The organism is Bradyrhizobium sp. (assembly GCF_052389815.1).
GTDB lineage: Bacteria > Pseudomonadota > Alphaproteobacteria > Rhizobiales > Xanthobacteraceae > Bradyrhizobium.
In genome coordinates, this window is the sequence record NZ_JBQTHN010000118.1 from 1 (window position 1) to 15,591 (window position 15,591).

General features: G+C 64.5%; 14 protein-coding genes and 1 pseudogene. 6 read left to right on the forward strand and 9 right to left on the reverse strand.

All coding sequences use genetic code 11. The features are described 5' to 3' along the window. The 3 genes from ACT4OC_RS20275 to ACT4OC_RS20285 form a co-directional block, all read right to left on the reverse strand. Positions 1–1,577: AMP-binding protein (locus ACT4OC_RS20275; RefSeq protein ID WP_444840815.1), on the reverse strand; the 1,577-nt coding region annotated here is incomplete at its 3' end. 217 nt (positions 1,578–1,794) lie between these two features. Next, positions 1,795–2,559 carry a tetratricopeptide repeat protein gene (locus ACT4OC_RS20280; protein ID WP_444840816.1) on the reverse strand — a complete coding sequence of 255 codons (765 nt, stop codon included), beginning with the start codon at positions 2,557–2,559 and terminating at the stop codon, positions 1,795–1,797. Between the two features lie 65 nt (positions 2,560–2,624). Then, positions 2,625–3,569: a LysR substrate-binding domain-containing protein gene (locus tag ACT4OC_RS20285; RefSeq protein ID WP_444840817.1), complete on the reverse strand. Its 945-nt coding sequence runs from the start codon at positions 3,567–3,569 to the stop codon at positions 2,625–2,627. Here ACT4OC_RS20285 and ACT4OC_RS20290 point away from each other — a divergent pair. Together ACT4OC_RS20290 and ACT4OC_RS20295 are read left to right on the forward strand one after the other, a co-directional pair. Further along, positions 3,492–4,319 carry a DUF924 family protein gene (locus ACT4OC_RS20290; protein WP_444840818.1) on the forward strand — a complete coding sequence of 276 codons (828 nt, stop codon included), beginning with the start codon at positions 3,492–3,494 and terminating at the stop codon, positions 4,317–4,319. The genes ACT4OC_RS20285 and ACT4OC_RS20290 overlap by 78 nt on opposite strands. Positions 4,320–4,397: 78 nt before the next feature. Further along, positions 4,398–5,165 carry a hypothetical protein gene (locus ACT4OC_RS20295; RefSeq protein ID WP_444840819.1) on the forward strand — a complete coding sequence of 256 codons (768 nt, stop codon included), beginning with the start codon at positions 4,398–4,400 and terminating at the stop codon, positions 5,163–5,165. Between the two features lie 21 nt (positions 5,166–5,186). Here ACT4OC_RS20295 and ACT4OC_RS20300 read toward each other — a convergent pair whose 3' ends face one another. The 4 genes from ACT4OC_RS20300 to ACT4OC_RS20315 all read right to left on the reverse strand — a co-directional run bounded on the left by ACT4OC_RS20300 (position 5,187) and on the right by ACT4OC_RS20315 (position 9,627). Then, positions 5,187–5,987: an SDR family NAD(P)-dependent oxidoreductase gene (locus tag ACT4OC_RS20300; protein WP_444840820.1), complete on the reverse strand. Its 801-nt coding sequence runs from the start codon at positions 5,985–5,987 to the stop codon at positions 5,187–5,189. A gap of 16 nt (positions 5,988–6,003) precedes the next feature. Further along, a complete protein-coding gene (locus ACT4OC_RS20305) occupies positions 6,004–6,414 on the reverse strand; it encodes a DUF1850 domain-containing protein (RefSeq protein ID WP_444840821.1) in 411 nt (136 codons plus the stop codon). Further along, complete coding sequence (locus ACT4OC_RS20310; RefSeq protein ID WP_444840822.1) at positions 6,375–8,483, reverse strand: TRAP transporter permease; 2,109 nt, start codon at positions 8,481–8,483, stop codon at positions 6,375–6,377. The genes ACT4OC_RS20305 and ACT4OC_RS20310 overlap by 40 nt, the downstream gene beginning before the upstream one ends. 190 nt (positions 8,484–8,673) lie before the next feature. Next, complete coding sequence (locus ACT4OC_RS20315) at positions 8,674–9,627, reverse strand: TAXI family TRAP transporter solute-binding subunit (protein ID WP_444840823.1); 954 nt, start codon at positions 9,625–9,627, stop codon at positions 8,674–8,676. 222 nt (positions 9,628–9,849) lie between these two features. Between ACT4OC_RS20315 and ACT4OC_RS20320 the strand changes: the two genes are divergently transcribed. From ACT4OC_RS20320 to ACT4OC_RS20330, 3 genes are all read left to right on the forward strand, one after another. Further along, positions 9,850–11,883 (forward strand): TRAP transporter permease, encoded by a 2,034-nt coding sequence (locus ACT4OC_RS20320; RefSeq protein WP_444840824.1) that lies wholly within the window; start codon positions 9,850–9,852, stop codon positions 11,881–11,883. A 28-nt stretch (positions 11,884–11,911) separates the two neighbouring features. Next, positions 11,912–12,877: a TAXI family TRAP transporter solute-binding subunit gene (locus ACT4OC_RS20325; RefSeq protein ID WP_444840825.1), complete on the forward strand. Its 966-nt coding sequence runs from the start codon at positions 11,912–11,914 to the stop codon at positions 12,875–12,877. 216 nt (positions 12,878–13,093) lie between these two features. Continuing rightward, entirely contained in the window at positions 13,094–14,077 is a 984-nt protein-coding gene (locus ACT4OC_RS20330; RefSeq protein ID WP_444840826.1) for a TAXI family TRAP transporter solute-binding subunit, read from the forward strand. Between the two features lie 80 nt (positions 14,078–14,157). Here ACT4OC_RS20330 and ACT4OC_RS20335 read toward each other — a convergent pair whose 3' ends face one another. After that, positions 14,158–14,634: a hypothetical protein gene (locus ACT4OC_RS20335; protein ID WP_444840827.1), complete on the reverse strand. Its 477-nt coding sequence runs from the start codon at positions 14,632–14,634 to the stop codon at positions 14,158–14,160. A 195-nt stretch (positions 14,635–14,829) separates the two neighbouring features. Between ACT4OC_RS20335 and ACT4OC_RS20340 the strand changes: the two genes are divergently transcribed. Then, positions 14,830–15,144, forward strand: coding sequence for a hypothetical protein (locus ACT4OC_RS20340; RefSeq protein WP_444840828.1), 315 nt, complete (start codon positions 14,830–14,832; stop codon positions 15,142–15,144). A gap of 235 nt (positions 15,145–15,379) precedes the next feature. On the opposite strand, the pseudogene ACT4OC_RS20345 reads toward ACT4OC_RS20340, so the two are convergent. Then, positions 15,380–15,591: pseudogene (locus tag ACT4OC_RS20345) on the reverse strand (hypothetical protein); the annotation flags it as partial.

Consider the following 15,591-nt stretch of genomic DNA (forward strand, 5'->3'; position numbering starts at 1 on the left):
TGCGAGGCGAGAATCTCCTCCATGCCGCCGGTGGACAGACGATGGCCGGCGACGTTGATGATATCGTCGGTGCGGCCCATCACCCAGACATAGCCGTCCTCGTCCTTGTAGCCGGCGTCCGAGGTCTTGTAGTAGCCGGGAAACTCGGTGAGGTAGGATTCCTTGAAGCGGTCCTCCTGCTGCCATAGCGTCGGCAGGCAGCCGGGCGGCATCGGCAGCTTGATGACGATCGAGCCCATCGTGTTGGCGGCTACCGGCTTTGCCGCTTCGTCCACCACGTCGACCTGGTAGCCCGGCATCGGCACCGTGGGCGAGCCGTGCTTCACCGGCAGCATGCCGAGACCCACCGGATTGCCGGCGATGCACCAGCCGGTTTCGGTCTGCCACCAATGGTCGATGACCGGCACCTTCAGCTGCGCTTCCGCCCATTCCACCGTCGGCGGATCGGCGCGCTCGCCGGCCAGGAACAGCGTGCGGAATTTGGAGAGGTCGTATTGCCGGATGAACTTGCCTTCCGGATCCTCCTTGCGGATGGCGCGGAACGCGGTCGGCGCGGTGAACAGCGCCACCGCCTTGTGCTCGGCAATCAGCCGCCAGAACGCGCCGGCATCCGGAGTGCCCACCGGCTTGCCCTCGTACATGATCGAGGTCGCGCCATGGATCAGCGGGCCGTAGACGATATAGCTGTGGCCGACCACCCAGCCGATGTCGGAGCCGCACCACCACACCTCGCCCGGCTTGACGCCGTAGAGGTTGAACATCGACCATTTCAGCGCGACCAGATGCCCGCCATTGTCGCGCACCACGCCCTTGGGGACGCCGGTTGTGCCGGACGTGTAGAGGATGTAGAGCGGGTCGGTCGCCAGCACCGGCACGCAGTCGGCCGATTTCTTCGCCGCGATCGCGTTCTTGCGCAACGTCGCCCAGTCATGGTCGCGGCTGCCGAGGTCGCAGCCGTGCTGCGGCCGCTGCAGGATGACACAGGCGGACGGCTTCGAGCTGGAAAGCTCGATCGCCTCGTCGAGCAGCGGCTTGTACTGCACGATGCGGCCGGGTTCGATGCCGCAGCTCGCCGAGAAGATCAGTTTCGGCTTGGCGTCGTCGATGCGGGTGGCGAGCTCTTTGGCGGCAAAGCCGCCGAACACCACGCTGTGCACCGCGCCGATGCGCGCGCAGGCGAGCATGGCCACGACAGCTTCCGGCACCATCGGCATATAGAGGATGACGCGGTCGCCCTTGGCGACGCCGAAATCCTGCATGACGGCGGCGAGCGACTTCACTTCGGCAAGCAGCTCGGCATAGGTGAATCTGGTGATGGAATTGGTGAGCGGGGAATCGTGGATCAGCGCCACCTGTTCGGCGCGGCCGCCGGCAACATGGCGGTCGAGCGCGTTATGGCAGGTATTGACCCTGGCGCCGGCGAACCAGCGGCCGTAGACGCCGGCAGATGGATCGAACACCTTTTTCGCCGGCTCGATCCAGTCGATCTCACGCGCCGCTTCCGCCCAGAACCCCTCGGGGTCGGCGAGCGCGCGGGCGTGGACGTCGTGATACCGGCTCTTCTCGTGAATGTTCATGGGCTCGCTCCCTCTGATCCCGGCAGGCTTGTGAGGACCTGAACGGCGGCGGCAAAACCGCGCCATGACCGGGATCAATTCAGATTTATTTTCTTGTCTGTCATTGTCACGGGATCGCATGGGGTTTCAAGCCGAAAACGCCTGCGACATTAGGCTATTGGGACATGTTTGGGCATGATCTTGTTCGGAAAACCGGTGCCCACTTTCCGGATCATGCCTAATACCCGTCGATACCGTTGATCTGCTGCAACCGCTCGCGCATGGCCTTTTGCAGGTCGTAGCCGGGCTTGCCGAACTGGGCGTTGCGGCGGGCGATGAATTCGTCCTGCTGTCGCTTCAGCGTTCTGACCTCGCGCGGGGCGCGCGCTTCCTCGACCGCCCGGACGTAAGAGCCGTGAACCTCGCGATCGAGATCGGCAAGCTCGGGGCGGGCGCAGATCGCCTTCTCGACCGGCCGGCGTGCAGCGGCGCAATCGAAGCTCGGCTTGCCGGCAACGGCTTTCAGCGCGCCGAGGCGCTCGAGCTCCTGAGCCATCGAACGATGATTGGCCCTGGCCGCGGCGTGTTCGGGGTTGCGCTTCAGCGCCGCGGCGAAATCCGACACCGCCCTCGGGCCATTGCCCTTCTTGCGCCAGACCTCGCCACGCGCATTGAAGGCATCGGCCAGCGCGGGATCGAGCCGCAGCACCGTGTCGTAATCGTCAATCGCGTCGCTGTACTTCTCCCTGCGCGCGAACACGCCGGCGCGGGCAAGCAGCGCCTTGATGCGATCGGCCTTCTCCAACTTCTCGTGGGCGAGCAGCGCGCCGCAGAGATCGATCACCCTGTCGTCGTCATTGGCTGCCGCGGCGGCGAGACACGGCGCGGGGTCGAGTTGCGGATCCTTGTCAGGCTCGGCTCCCGCGGCAAACGCCGCATCCGCCAGCGCCGACAGCACCAACGCGAACAAAATCTTCCCGGCAGCCCGGCGCGCCATCGCCATGACCCGATCGTAACATCAAGGTTGCACATCGACATCGGCAGATTCCGGCGGAAGCATGGCCGTGCTCAAGCCGAGACCGCCGCGTGCAATTCTTCGAACAGCCAGGCAAGACCGGCGTCCATCAGCGCCACCCTGGGCGCCGCGGCACGGATCGCGAACTTTCTCAGCCGCAACGGCACTTCGCGGGCGACCAGGCCAAAACGCGCCGCATGCAGCGCCACGAAGCGCCGCGGCATAGCGGCGATCAGGTCGGTTTCGGCAACCGTCGCCAGCCCCGCGCCGAAATCCGGCACCGTGAGCGCGACATGGCGCGACATGCCCTGCCTGGCAAGTTCCTCGTCGAGGAAGCCGCGGGGATCGGCCGTCATGGAGACCACGAGGTGCCGCGCCTCGCAAAAGCGTTGCAGGGTCGGTCTCGCGGCAAAGGGATGACGCTTGCGCACGACCGCGACGAAATCCTCTTCATAGAGCACGCGGGTGGCAAATCGCGGCGGGGCGCGGTCGATCGGCGCGACCGCGATGTCCATCGCGCCGCGCTCGAGCTCGGCGAGCGCAGGCAGCCAGGCCCGCTCGACCGACTGTCCGCCGCTCGGCGGCAACAATTGTCGCAATCCGATGTCGATGCCGGGCGCCCGGCGCAGCAAGCGCGCCAGCAGCGGCGGCAGGAATACAGGAGACACGCCGTCGGGCGCCGCGACGATGAAGCGGCGCTTCGACCTTGCCGGATCGAACGGCTCGGCGCTTGCAATCACGTTGCGGGTGCGCGCCAGCACGTCGGCGATCGGCTCGGCCAACGCCGTGGCGCGGGCGGTCGGCACCACGCCCTTCGGCGTGCGCAGGAAAAGGGGATCGTTGAGCAGTCGCCGGAGGCGCGACAGCCCGTGGCTGACCGCGGAGGCCGTCAAATTGAGGCGAGCCGCGGCGCGGCCGACATGACGCTCGGCGAAGATCACCTCGAACAGAGCCAGCAGGTTGAGATCGACCCGAGCAAGATTAATTTCATTCAGCATATCAGCAAAATTATATCATTGGATTCATCGAATACCAACGGCCATTCTCCTCCCCGCACCGCCCCGGCCCCGGCCCCGCCGGGTTGCAAATCATCATGGGAGAGCCATATGCAGCACCGGACAAATGACGTTGCAGCAAGCAGCCGCGAAGGCTTCGTCGAACAGGAATTTCATGCGGGCAGGAATTTTGCGGGCGGCCATCCCATGACCGCCATGGCGACCCCTTCCGACATCATCGCATTCTGGAGCGAGGCCGGCCCTGAGCTTTGGTTCGCCAAGGATGACGGGTTCGATCGCCGCTTTCGCGCGCAATTCTTGCAAGCGCACGAAATGGCGCTCCGCGGCGAGCTCGATCACTGGCAGCGGACGCCAGGCGGAGCGCTGGCGCTGATCCTGCTGCTCGACCAGTTTCCGCGCAACGTGTATCGCGGCACGCCGCGCATGTATGCCAGCGATGCGGCGGCGCTGCAGGTGGCGGAAGCCGCGCTTGCAGCCGGCCATGACCGCCACTACGACGCCGACCTGCGCCTCTTCTTCTACCTGCCGTTCGCGCATTCGGAACAGCTGGCGCACCAGGAGCGATCCGTCGCGCTGTGCCGCGAGCTCGGCGGAGAAAATCTCGCTCATGCCGAAGGCCACTGCGAAATCATCCGACGCTTCGGACGTTTCCCGCACCGGAACTCGATTCTGAAGCGCGCGACGACCGCGCAAGAACTGCAGTTTCTCGATGACGGCGGATTCAAGGGATAGTGATTCGCTTCACTGATCCGATCGGCCATGCGTGGCAAAATCCCTGAACCTATTGTCGGTTCGGGAGACTCAAACCTGATGACAATCTTGATCGAAGACCGCCGCGTACGCGCATCGGCGTCGCCTGCGCGGTATTTCTATTTTCACATGGCGACGGCCTGCGCGGCCGTCGCTTTTCTCGGCTTTGCCCCCACCTACTTCCTGCCGCTCGCGGCAGGCAAGTTCTCGGCGCCGCCTTCCGTCCACGTGCATGGAATCGTGTTCTTTGCCTGGTCGCTGTACTTCGTGTTCCAGGCATGGCTCGCGGCCTCCGGCCAGATCGGACGGCATCGCTCGGTCGGATTGATCGGCGTGTCGCTGGCAACCGCGATGACGATCTTCGGATTCCTCACCGGCGTCACCATGATGAAGCGATCGGCCGAAGTCGGCCAGGCCGATGGCGGCATCGCTTTCTCGATCGTGCCGTGGAGCGGCATCCTGTTCTTCGCCGTCGTGTTTGCGATCGGCGTCGCGATGGTACGGCGCCCGGAAGTACACAAGCGGTTGATGCTGCTCGCCGGCATCTCGATTCTCGATGCCGCCGTCGCACGCTGGTTCCTGACCTTCCTGGCGCCTCCCGGACCGCCCGGCCCGCCGCCGGTCGCGGTGACGATTCCGCCCGCCCTCGTTGCCTATCTCCTGCTGGTAGTCGCCATCGTGCATGACTGGCGGACCCGCGGACGGCCGCATGCGGTGTACGTCGTCGGCGGCATCGTGCTTGTCGCCGTGAAGCTGCTCAACCTGCCGATCAGCGCGACGCATGCCTGGCACGCATTCGCCGGCGGCATATTGGCGATGGCGCAATAGCGATCCGTCGTCCCGGCGAAATCAGCTCTTCACCGTGATCCCGCCGTCGACGACGAGCTCGATGCCGGTGATATACTTCGACTCGTCGGATGCCAGGAACAGCGCGGCGTTGGCGACGTCCCACGCATCACCCATGTGTCCCATCGGCACCTGGGCGTCGCGGGCGCGCCACATCGCGTCAACGTCGCCGCCGGAATAGCTTGCGGCAAGGCCCGCCGAATGCTCCACCATCGGCGTCTTCATCAGGCCGGGAAGGATGGCATTGACCCGCACGTGGTCGCGCGCGAACTGCACGGCCGTGGTGCGCGTCATCATGTTCATCGCGGCTTTCGAGGTGCCATAGGTGACGTAGGAAATGCCGAGGTGCCGGATCGAGGCGATCGAGGAGATGTTGATGATGGAGCCGCCGCCCTGTCTCTGCATGATCGGGATGACGTGCTTCATGGCGAGGAAGGCGCTCTTCAGGTTGACCGCGAAGACGCGGTCCCATTCCGCTTCGCTCACCTCGACCACGCTGCCCATTTCCGCGATGCCGACATTGTTGTCGAGCACGTCGATGCGGCCATAGGCTTTCATGCAGGCCGCGACCATCGCCTCGACGTCAGCTGCGCGCGAGACGTCGGCGGTGAACGGGCTCGCCTTGCCGCCCTCGGACTTGATGATGTTGACGGTCTCCTCGGCGGCGTGACCGTTGCGGTCGACGCAAAACACCTGCGCACCCTCGCGGGCAAAGATCACCGCGGTTGCCTTGCCGTTGCCCCAGCCGGGCCCGATCGAGCCCGCGCCCACCACGATCGCAGTCTTGCCCTTGAGCCGGTTCATGAAGTTCTCCCCATTGTTATGGCTTGCACGCGCGCATGGTCGTGACATCGACCCCGACCGGACGGCCCAGAATTTCCGACAGCGTCCGGCATTTGCCGTCCGCGCACAACCGCCATTCGCCGGCGGCGCCGGAATTGCCGAGCGTCACCTCGCCCGTGGCCGGCCGCGCGGGCTTCCAGCGAAACCAGCCACCGGACAGACGCGCCTGCGGCGGCGGCTCCATGCCGGCGCCGGAGCCTTTGACCCGCGCTTCGACGAGTTCGAGGCCGGCCGCGGTGGTACGCCAGTCCTCCTGCCATTCGACCCTTTCGATCGAATGGGTCCAGGCCAGCGTGAAGGCGGTGACGGCAAGCACCTTCACCGCACCGGCGGAGGCGAGGCACAGGCTCAAACCGGCGCCACCGTGCTGCGCGAGCGCTGCCGCCATTGCCAGAGCACGACGACGGCCGCGAGCGTGAAACCTGCGGTGTCGCTGTAGGGGAATTCGCCGAGCAGGCAGAGCGCGGCGGCGGAGGCGATGACCTGCTCGATCCAGTGCAGGCGGGTGAACAGGAAGCCGATGGCGACCACGCCGAACAGCCCGATCGCAACCAGCGCCTTGAAGGTGGCGAGCGCCACCGCGCCGTGGAAGCCGAGCTTGGCGGCCATGGGATCGCCGGCCTGCAGCATCAGGGCCGGTGAGTAGACGAAGACGAAGGGGATGACGTAGCCGGCAAGCGCGATCCGCATCGCCTCCCAGCCGATCCTGTCGGGGTTCTCCTTCGCGATCGGCGCGGCGGCAAGCGCGGCGAGCGCCACCGGCGGCGAGAGGTCGGCCATGATGCCGTAATAGAACGCGAACATGTGGCTCGCGATCAAGGGCACGCCGAGCTTCGCCAGCGCGGGCGCGGCAAGCGCTGCGGTGATGATGTAGGTCGGGATGGTGGGAATGCCGGTGCCGAGCAGGATCGACAGCAGCATGGTGATGACCAGCGCGAGGATCAGGCTCGTCGCGCCAAGGCTGATGATCCAGCTGCCGAAGATGGTGCCGACCCCGGTTTGCGTCATCATGCCGATGATGCTGCCGACGATGGCGCAGGCCATGCCCACGGTCAGAGCCGACTTGGCGCTGTCGGCGAGCGCGTCGCGGCAGGCGGCAAGTGTATTGCGGCCGCCGCGTGTGATGAATGCGATCAGGATCAACAGTCCGACGATGCCGGCAACCGGCAGTATCTCGAGCCCGTTGCGCGACACCGCGGCGGCGAGCAGCGCAAGCCCGATCCAGAAAACGTAACGCAGCGCGGTGCTGGAGAGGCCGAGCGCGATGCTCGCGCCGAGGATCAGCGCGACGGTCAGCGCAAGCCCCATGCTGCCGGCATAGAGCGGCGTAAACCCCTCGAACAGCATGTAGACCAGCGCCGTCAGCGGCAGCACGAGGTACCAGCGCGCCACCAGCGCCTTCCAGGCGCTCGGGATCTCCGACTTCTTCATGCCGACGAGGCCGTGCTTGCCGGCTTCCAGGTGCACCATCCAGAAGGCGGAGGCGAAATACAGGAAGGCCGGAATCACCGCCGCCTTGACGATCTCCGAATACTGCACGCCGAGCGTCTCGGCCATGATGAAGGCGACCGCGCCCATCACCGGCGGCATGATCTGCCCGCCCATCGAGGCGGTCGCCTCGACGCCGGCGGCAAAGGCGCGGCGATAGCCGAACCTGATCATCAGGGGAATGGTGAACTGGCCGACGGTAACGACGTTGGCAACACCGGAGCCGGAGATCGTGCCCATCATGCCCGAGGCGACCACCGCGACCTTGGCAGGACCGCCGCGGCTGCGGCCGAACAGGCCGAGGGCGACGTCGGTGAAGAGCCGGATCATGCCGGCGCGTTCGAGGAACGAGCCGAACAGGATGAAGAGGAAGATGTAGGTCGCCGATACGTAGATCGGCACGCCGTAGAAGCCTTCGGTGCCGAACGACAGATGCGAGATCACCTGGTCGTAGCCGTAGCCGCGATGATTGAACGGCGCCGGCAGATGCTGACCGAAGAACCAGTAGAGCAGAACGGCGCCGCACATCAGCGGCAGCGCCAGTCCCAATAAACGGCGCGTGCCATCGAATATCAGGATCGCAAGCAAGGTGCCGACCGCGAGGTCGACGGCGGTCGGATCGCCGTCGCGCGCGATCAGGTCGGCGTAGAAAATCCACTGGTAGAGCCCGCAGGCAAAACCCAGCGCGCCGATCATCCACGCCAGCGCGCGTCCGAAGTCCGTCCTGGCGGTGAAATTGCCGATCAGGCCGAAGGTGAGCAGCAGAAGGAAGCCGACATGGACGCCGCGCACCACCTGGCTCGGGAAATAATTGAACGCGGCGACGTAGAGCTGGAACACCGCAAACAGGATGCCGACGGCATAGGCCAGGCGTCCCCACGTGCCGGGGCCAAAGCCTTCCGGAAAACCATGCTCGAAATTGTCGAACTCGACCCTGACGGGGCCGTCCGGGGCCTCAGCCTGCTGCATGGTCGCGCTTCCCCTGTCCCTGCCTGCGGGAGCTTATACCACTTGCCTGATTCGTGATGGCCGACTCTGGCGCAGCCGCACCTCGATGCGTCGTGAGCGGGCTTGACCCATCCATCCATCGCAAAATCAATCTCGTGAAGAGATGGATGGCCGGGTCAAGCCAGGTCAAGCCCGGCCATGACATCTGCCCTTACTTGAGCAGGCCCTTCTCCTTGTAGTAGCGGACCGCGCCGGGGTGCAGCGGGACCGGGCTGCCGCCGGCTGCGGCTTCCGGCTTGATGTCCTTGCCTGCGACATGGGCGTTGGCGAGTTCCGGCAGCGAATCGAAGATCAGCCTGGTCATCTGGTAGGCGAGATCGTCCGATACCGCCGATGAGGTCACGAGGTAGTTGACCACCGCTGCGGTCGGCACGTCCTTGTCCTGGCCAGCGTAGGTGCTGGCCGGGATCGTCGCCGCCACGAAAGGCGGGCCGATCTTGTCGACGATCTCCTTCGGCACCGACACCACGGCGATCTGGGTCGCCGTGCTCAAATCCTTCAGCGAGGCGACGCCAAGACCCGCGGACTGCAAGGTCGCATTGAGCTGGCGGTTCTTCATGAGGTCGACGGATTCGGCGAACGGCAGATATTCCACCTTGCCGAGATCCTTGTAGGTCATCCCGGCGGCGGACAGGATCGCGCGCGAGTTCAGCTCGGTGCCGGATTTCGGCGCACCGACCGACAGGCTCTTGCCCTTGAGGTCGGCCAGCGTCTTGATGCCGCTGTCGGCGGTAGCGACGATCTGGATGTAGTTTGGATAGATCGCGGCGATGGTGCGCAGCTTGTCGAGCTTGTTCTTGAAGCCGGCTTCCTCCTCGCCGTTCCAGGCGGCCTTCAGGGAGTCGCCGAGCGTAAAGGCGAGCTCGCCGCGGCCCTGCTGCAGCAGCACGAGGTTCTCGACGGACGCCTTGGTGGCCTGCACCTGGGTTTTGACGTTCGGAATCTCCTCGCTGTAGATCTTTCCGATCGCTGCCCCGAGCGGGTAATAGACGCCGGACGTTCCGCCGGTCAGGATGTTGATGAACCCCTGAGCCATCGCGGCGGATGGCGGCAGGACAATAGCCGAAGCGACCGTAAACGCGGTCAGTCTTGAACAAATTGACATGACAATTTCCCCGTGGGCGCGCGGCGCAAATTTGGCCGTGCGCGGGTCCGGGGTCAACCGTTTCAAAGGGCCGAACCGCGAAGGGCTGACCGGCCTTTTCTTGCAGGACCCTGGCTCCTTCCTGTCCGGAAGTCAGCAGCAAGCCCCTTGCCACGGCTCCCCAAAGTAGGGTCAATGCGCACCAAGAATGGCCGGCCGAGGCCATCAGGATCCGGGGAAAGCATGGCGGAAGACCAATCATCTCAACACAAGCCTAATGACGAGATCGTCGCCGTCTCCGACGAGGCGCTGCAGAAAGCGGAAGCTTTCGTCGAGGCTGAGGAAGGCGCCGCCAACCGCCTCATGGGCTGGGCCGGACGGATTTCGACCGCGATCGCCGTGGCGATGAGCATGTTTCATCTCTACGCAGCCTACGCGATCGTTCCCACCCAGGAGCTGCGCTACACCCACGTCGCATTCACCCTGGTGCTGAGCTTCCTGCTGTTTCCGCTGGCGACGCGTTTCCGCAACCGCGTGCGCTGGTGGGACGTCGTGCCTGGCATCGTTGCGGTGGCGACCATCGCCTATGCATTATGGGGAGGCGAGGACTTCACCGACCGCGCCACCGTGCCCGAGCGCTGGGACGTGATCGTCGGCATCGTCTTCATCGTCCTGCTGCTGGAAGCGACACGCCGCACCACCGGCTGGATCATGCCCGTGGTTTCGCTGTTCTTCATCGCCTATGCGATGCTGGGACCGCATCTGCCGGCACCCTGGACCCATCGCGGCTACGACCTGTCGCGCCTGGTCGGCCATCTCTTCATCACGCTCGAGGGCATCTTTGGCGTCGCAGTCGACGTGTCGGCGACACTGATCATCCTGTTCACGATCTATGGCGCTTTCCTGCAGCATTCCGGCGCCGGAAAATTCTTCATCGACTTCTCGCTCGCCCTGATGGGCGGCAAACCGAACAGCGCCGGTCGCACCGTGGTGCTGTCGTCGTTCCTGCTCGGCGGCCCCTCGGGCTCGGGCGTGGCCACCACCGTCATGATCGGCACCGTGGCCTATCCGATGATGGCCAAGGCGGGCTTCGAGAAGAACGCCGCCGGCGGTCTGCTCGCCGCGGGAGGCCTCGGCGCGATTCTGTCGCCACCCGTGTTGGGGGCGGCGGCCTTCCTGATCGCCGAATTCCTGAAGATCAGCTATCTCGACGTGATCTGGATGGCGACGATCCCGACCTGTCTCTACTACCTGTCGCTGCTGATCATGGTGGAGCTGGACGCCAGGAAGTTCGGCGCGAAGGACGTGTCCTTTGTGCCGGACATGACGCTTGGCCAGATGACCATGCGCTATGGCTTCCACTTCATCTCGCTGCTGGCGGTGGTCGTGTTCATGGTGGTCGGCTATTCGGCGTCGCTGTCGGTGTTCTACGCTACCGCCGTCACCTTGGCGCTGAGCTTCCTGCGCAGGGACACCGCGCTGGTGCCGAAAAAGCTGGTCAAGGCTCTGGCTGACGGCTCGATCGGCGCACTCAATGCCGCAACGACCTGCGCCTGCGCCGGCATCGTCGTCGGCGTCGTGACGCTGACCGGCCTCGGACTCAAGTTCTCCTCCATCGTCATCAGCTATGCCGGCGGCAGCCTGCTTCTCACCGCCATCTACACCTCGCTGATCGTCTGGGTCATCGGCCTGGCCGTGCCCGTCACGGCATCCTACATCATCTGCGCCGTGATCGCCGCGCCTGCACTGATCAAGCTCGGCGTGCCCGACTACGCCGCGCACATGTTCATCTTCTACTATGCCGTGCTGTCGGAAGTCTCGCCGCCGACCGCGCTGTCGCCGTTCGCGGCCGCCGCTATCACGGGCGGCGATCCCTACAGGACCACGCTGCAATCCTGGAAATACACCCTGCCTGCTTTCCTGGTGCCGTTCGTGTTCGTGCTCGACCCGCAAGGCACCGGCCTGCTGCTCAGCATTCCCAAAGGCGGCTCGTGGGTCGACATCCTCGAGATCACGATCAAGACCAGCCTCGGCCTGATGGCGCTGGCCGCGTGCGCCCAGAACTGGGCGCTGCGACAAAATACGCCGATCGAGCGCGGCCTGCTTCTGCTATCGGGACTGCTGCTGGTGTTCCCGAGCCTGATCGAGGCGATCGTCGAATGGCTGATCGGGCGCGACATCAGCTACACTTACCTGCCGGGCCTGGTCATCGGCCTCGGCGTGGTGCTGTGGCAGGCGAAGACACGTTCGCCGGCGCAGCCGGCGCTCACAACTTGAGTAAAGGAAGCGATCGAGGATGAATAGAATGAAGAAGACCATAGCCATGCTGGCCATGACGATATCCGCAGGCCTCGCCTTCGCAGGCGCGGCCCATGCCCAGCAGAAGACCATGTCGATCGGCACCGGCGGGACCGGCGGCGTCTACTACCCGCTCGGCGGCGCCGTGGCGAACGTGCTGTCGAAAAATCTTCCCAACGTGCAGGCCACCGCCGAGGTCACCGGCGGCTCGGTCGACAATCTCAAGCTGATCGGCGCGGGAAAAAGCGAGCTTGCCTTCACCATGGCGGACGCCGCGCTCGATGCTCTGAAAGGCGAGGACAAGTTCAAGAGCGGCAAGGTGCCGTTGCAGGCGCTGCTCGTGATGTATCCGAACCGCATGCATGTGGTGACGGTGGAAGGCACCGGCATCCAGACCATGGCCGACCTGAAGGGCAAGCGCGTCTCGACCGGTTCGCCCGGCAGCGCGACGGAAGTCATGGCTTTCCGCGTCATCGAGGCGGCCGGTCTCGACAAGGACAAGGATATGAAGCGCGAACGGCTCGGGGTTGCCGAATCCGTCAACGCCATCAAGGACCGCAAGATCGACGCCTTCTTCTGGGTCGGCGGCATTCCGACCGCCGCCGTCACCGATCTGGCGGCGACGCCCGGCGTCAAGTTGAAGCTGATCGACCATAGCGACCTCTTCGAGAAGATGAACGCCAAGTACGGCAAGCTCTATTCGCCGGGCAAGATCAAGGCGGGCTCCTACCCCGGCCTCGACAAGGACAACGCGATCACCGAGGTCTGGAACCTGATCGTCACCGGTGACAAGATGAGCAACGAGGACGCCTACGCCATCGTCAAGACGCTGGTGGAGAAGAAGGCCGACATCGTCGCCGTGCACAAGGAGGCCCAGAGCTTCTCGCTCGACAACCAGGTGCAGACCCGGTCGCCGATCCCGTTCCATCCCGGCGCGCTGAAGTACTTCAAGGAGAAGGGAATCGGCGGATAAGCGCCGGTAACTATTACACTTTTAAATGACCGCGCTCCCCGTGACCGCGGTCATTTGTTTTGCGAGGGGCGCCGCAACGGCCCTTGCCTCGGTTCCCCAAACAGGCGTCAATAGGCCGCAATCGAGCCCTAGGCTGAGTTCAAGAATGCAATTCCAGCTGCCCGGAGCGAGCATGCCCACACGCTCGGCGCCAGAGCAGTCTGGAAGCAAGCGCACATGGCAGCAGCGAAGACCATGAAGAAGACGGCGGCAGCTCTCGCATCGATGCTGGTCGCGGCACTTGCACTGGCGGGCGTCGGCAATGCCCAACAGAAACAGCTGTCGATCGGCACCGGCGGTCCCGGCGGCGTCTATTTCCCGCTCGGCGGCGCCGTCGCCAACGTGCTGGCGAAGGCGATGCCCGACCTGCATACCACCGTCGAGGTCACCGGCGGCTCGGTCGACAACATCAAGCTGATCGCGACGGGCCAGAGCGAGCTCGGCTTCACCATGGCCGACGCCGCCATGGATGCGATGCAGGGCCATGACAAGTTCAAGAACAACAAGGTCGCGCTGCAGACCCTGCTCGTGGTCTATCCCAACCGCATGCATGTGGTGACCATCGAGGGCACGGGGATCGAGACGCTCGCCGACCTCAGGGGCAAGCGCGTCTCGACCGGCTCGCCCGGCAGCGCCACCGAGATCATGGCTTCCCGCGCCATCGAGGCGGCCGGCCTCGACAAGGACAAGGACATGCATCGCGAACGGCTCAGCGTCGCCGAGTCCGTCAACGCCATCATCGATCGCCGCATCGACGCGTTCTTCTGGGTCGGCGGCATTCCCACCGCCGCGATCAGCACGCTCGCCACCACGGCCGGCGTCAAGATGAAGCTGATCGACCATGCCGAATTCGTCGAGAAGATGAACGAGAAGTACGGCAAGCTCTACAGCAGGAGCCGTATCAAGGCAGGCACCTATCCCGGCTACAAGACCGACTGCGATGTCGCCGAGGTCTGGAACCTGATCGTCACCGGCAAACGGATGAGCGACGAGGACGCCTATGCCATCGCCAAGACGCTGGTGGAGAAGAAGGAGGACATCGTCAAGGTGCACAAGGAAGCCGAGAGTTTTTCGCTCGACAATCAGGTGCAGGACCGCTCGCCGGTACCCTTCCATCCCGGCGCGCTGAAATACTTCAAGGAGAACGGCGTCGGGGGCTGACCTTGCGCCTCGGCCTTGCGGGCACGCCCAGCGTCCTCCAGTTCCCGGATCAGGACATCGGGCGCCGCTTCAACCCTTGCTCACTGGAACGTCATGTCGACGCATTTCGACACGTCGGTGCCGAGGCCGGAAGCGATCGTAATGCAGCCGCGCACCTTCTGCTTGGTGTTGTCGCTCGCCCACGCCGCAAAGCCGCCGGGGCCGAAGAACGAGTTGGTGTTCGGCGGCTCGGTCTCGGTGGCGTCGAAGGAGTAGTTCGAATCGGTATCGAAGATGCGCGGCTTCTTGACGCAATTTCCGTCGGCCTGCACGTTGATGACTTCCTTGTTGTCGCGGGTCAGCGCCAGCGTCACCTGGCAGCGCGCAAATTCGGAGGTCTTGGTATTGAAGACGTAAGCGTAGGACCTGCATGTCGCCGTGTTGAGCTTGCCCGGCGCAAGGCCCCTGCCGCAGGCGATGCGCTGGTTGCTGACGAGCTTGAAGTCGTCGGCCGCGGCGACCGAGGCCAGCGTCATGAGCGACAGGGCGGCAGCAAGGCAGGTTTTCATGACGCTCATCCGAATCATCCTGTAAGGTTTTAGGCAATGAATTGGGTTCTCGTCGGCAAGATAGTCGCGAAGCGACGAGCGGGGAATCACAAAGTGGCAAGTAACGCGTGAGCGACTGCGAACGTAGGCCGTATTGACGGAGTAATGCCGTTCGTGATTTGTTCAGGACGATGGGGCGTCGCGTAGAAGCCGGGGAGCATGACCATGACAGGATTTTCGAGAAGGACCCTTTTGATCGCAGCCGCGCTGACGGGCCTTGCCACCTCAGGCCTCTCCGGTTCGGCCTTTGCGCAAGCCGCAACGCCGTGGGAGCTGAAGACGGACATGGGCTACGCCTACGACAAGGCCGGCAAGACCTTCGCCTACAAGATGGGCACCAACAATGCCGGCACGCTGCTCAAGGGTGCCAAGAAGGTGCCGAAGGGCACGTTGTTCTTCATCGGCCAGAACGGCCAGCTCTACATGCGCACCGGTCCGTATCTCGAGGGCGACGGGACGTTCATGTTCGGCTCGAATTGAGGCGCACTTACCTTCTCCCCTTGTGGGAGAAAGTGGCATAGGCGGCCTTCGACCGCCGTTCTTAAAAACGCCGATGCTACGCATCGGCTATGCGCAAGTTCGCGCCGGATGAGGGGTCGTGTCCGCGGACGCAATCTCCTCAATTGCACGCCCTCCATCCGCGGAGACAACCCCTCACCCCGCTTCGCTTCGCGAAGCGACCCTCTCCCACAAGGGGCCCACAAGGGGAGAGGGCTTAGAAACTTGCCGCCAGTTCCTGCGCGCCGGGCTTGCGGCCGTTGACGTCCATCCGCTCGTTGGTGATGGCGAGCAGCCTTGCTACCGTATTGTGGCGGCTGGCGACCGGGTTGCGCTCATAGCCGCCGCGCTGGAAGAAGTTCGCAGTCGGCACCTGCTCGCGCATCGCCAACGGCATCGTCACCATGTCGAGGCCGGTGCCGTCGCCGG

Bases quoted from the DNA above. Each gene is read 5' to 3' on its own strand.
- ACT4OC_RS20305 (WP_444840821.1), bottom strand. From the start codon at position 6,414: ATGGCGGCAGCGCTCGCGCAGCACGGTGGCGCCGGTTTGAGCCTGTGC.
- ACT4OC_RS20280 (WP_444840816.1), bottom strand. From the start codon at position 2,559: ATGGCGATGGCGCGCCGGGCTGCCGGGAAGATTTTGTTCGCGTTGGTG.
- ACT4OC_RS20285 (WP_444840817.1), bottom strand. From the start codon at position 3,569: ATGCTGAATGAAATTAATCTTGCTCGGGTCGATCTCAACCTGCTGGCT.
- ACT4OC_RS20340 (WP_444840828.1), top strand. From the start codon at position 14,830: ATGACAGGATTTTCGAGAAGGACCCTTTTGATCGCAGCCGCGCTGACG.
- ACT4OC_RS20335 (WP_444840827.1), bottom strand. From the start codon at position 14,634: ATGAGCGTCATGAAAACCTGCCTTGCTGCCGCCCTGTCGCTCATGACG.
- ACT4OC_RS20290 (WP_444840818.1), top strand. From the start codon at position 3,492: ATGACGCTCGGCGAAGATCACCTCGAACAGAGCCAGCAGGTTGAGATC.
- ACT4OC_RS20310 (WP_444840822.1), bottom strand. From the start codon at position 8,483: ATGCAGCAGGCTGAGGCCCCGGACGGCCCCGTCAGGGTCGAGTTCGAC.
- ACT4OC_RS20300 (WP_444840820.1), bottom strand. From the start codon at position 5,987: ATGAACCGGCTCAAGGGCAAGACTGCGATCGTGGTGGGCGCGGGCTCG.
- ACT4OC_RS20330 (WP_444840826.1), top strand. From the start codon at position 13,094: ATGGCAGCAGCGAAGACCATGAAGAAGACGGCGGCAGCTCTCGCATCG.
- ACT4OC_RS20295 (WP_444840819.1), top strand. From the start codon at position 4,398: ATGACAATCTTGATCGAAGACCGCCGCGTACGCGCATCGGCGTCGCCT.
- ACT4OC_RS20320 (WP_444840824.1), top strand. From the start codon at position 9,850: ATGGCGGAAGACCAATCATCTCAACACAAGCCTAATGACGAGATCGTC.
- ACT4OC_RS20315 (WP_444840823.1), bottom strand. From the start codon at position 9,627: ATGTCAATTTGTTCAAGACTGACCGCGTTTACGGTCGCTTCGGCTATT.
- ACT4OC_RS20325 (WP_444840825.1), top strand. From the start codon at position 11,912: ATGAAGAAGACCATAGCCATGCTGGCCATGACGATATCCGCAGGCCTC.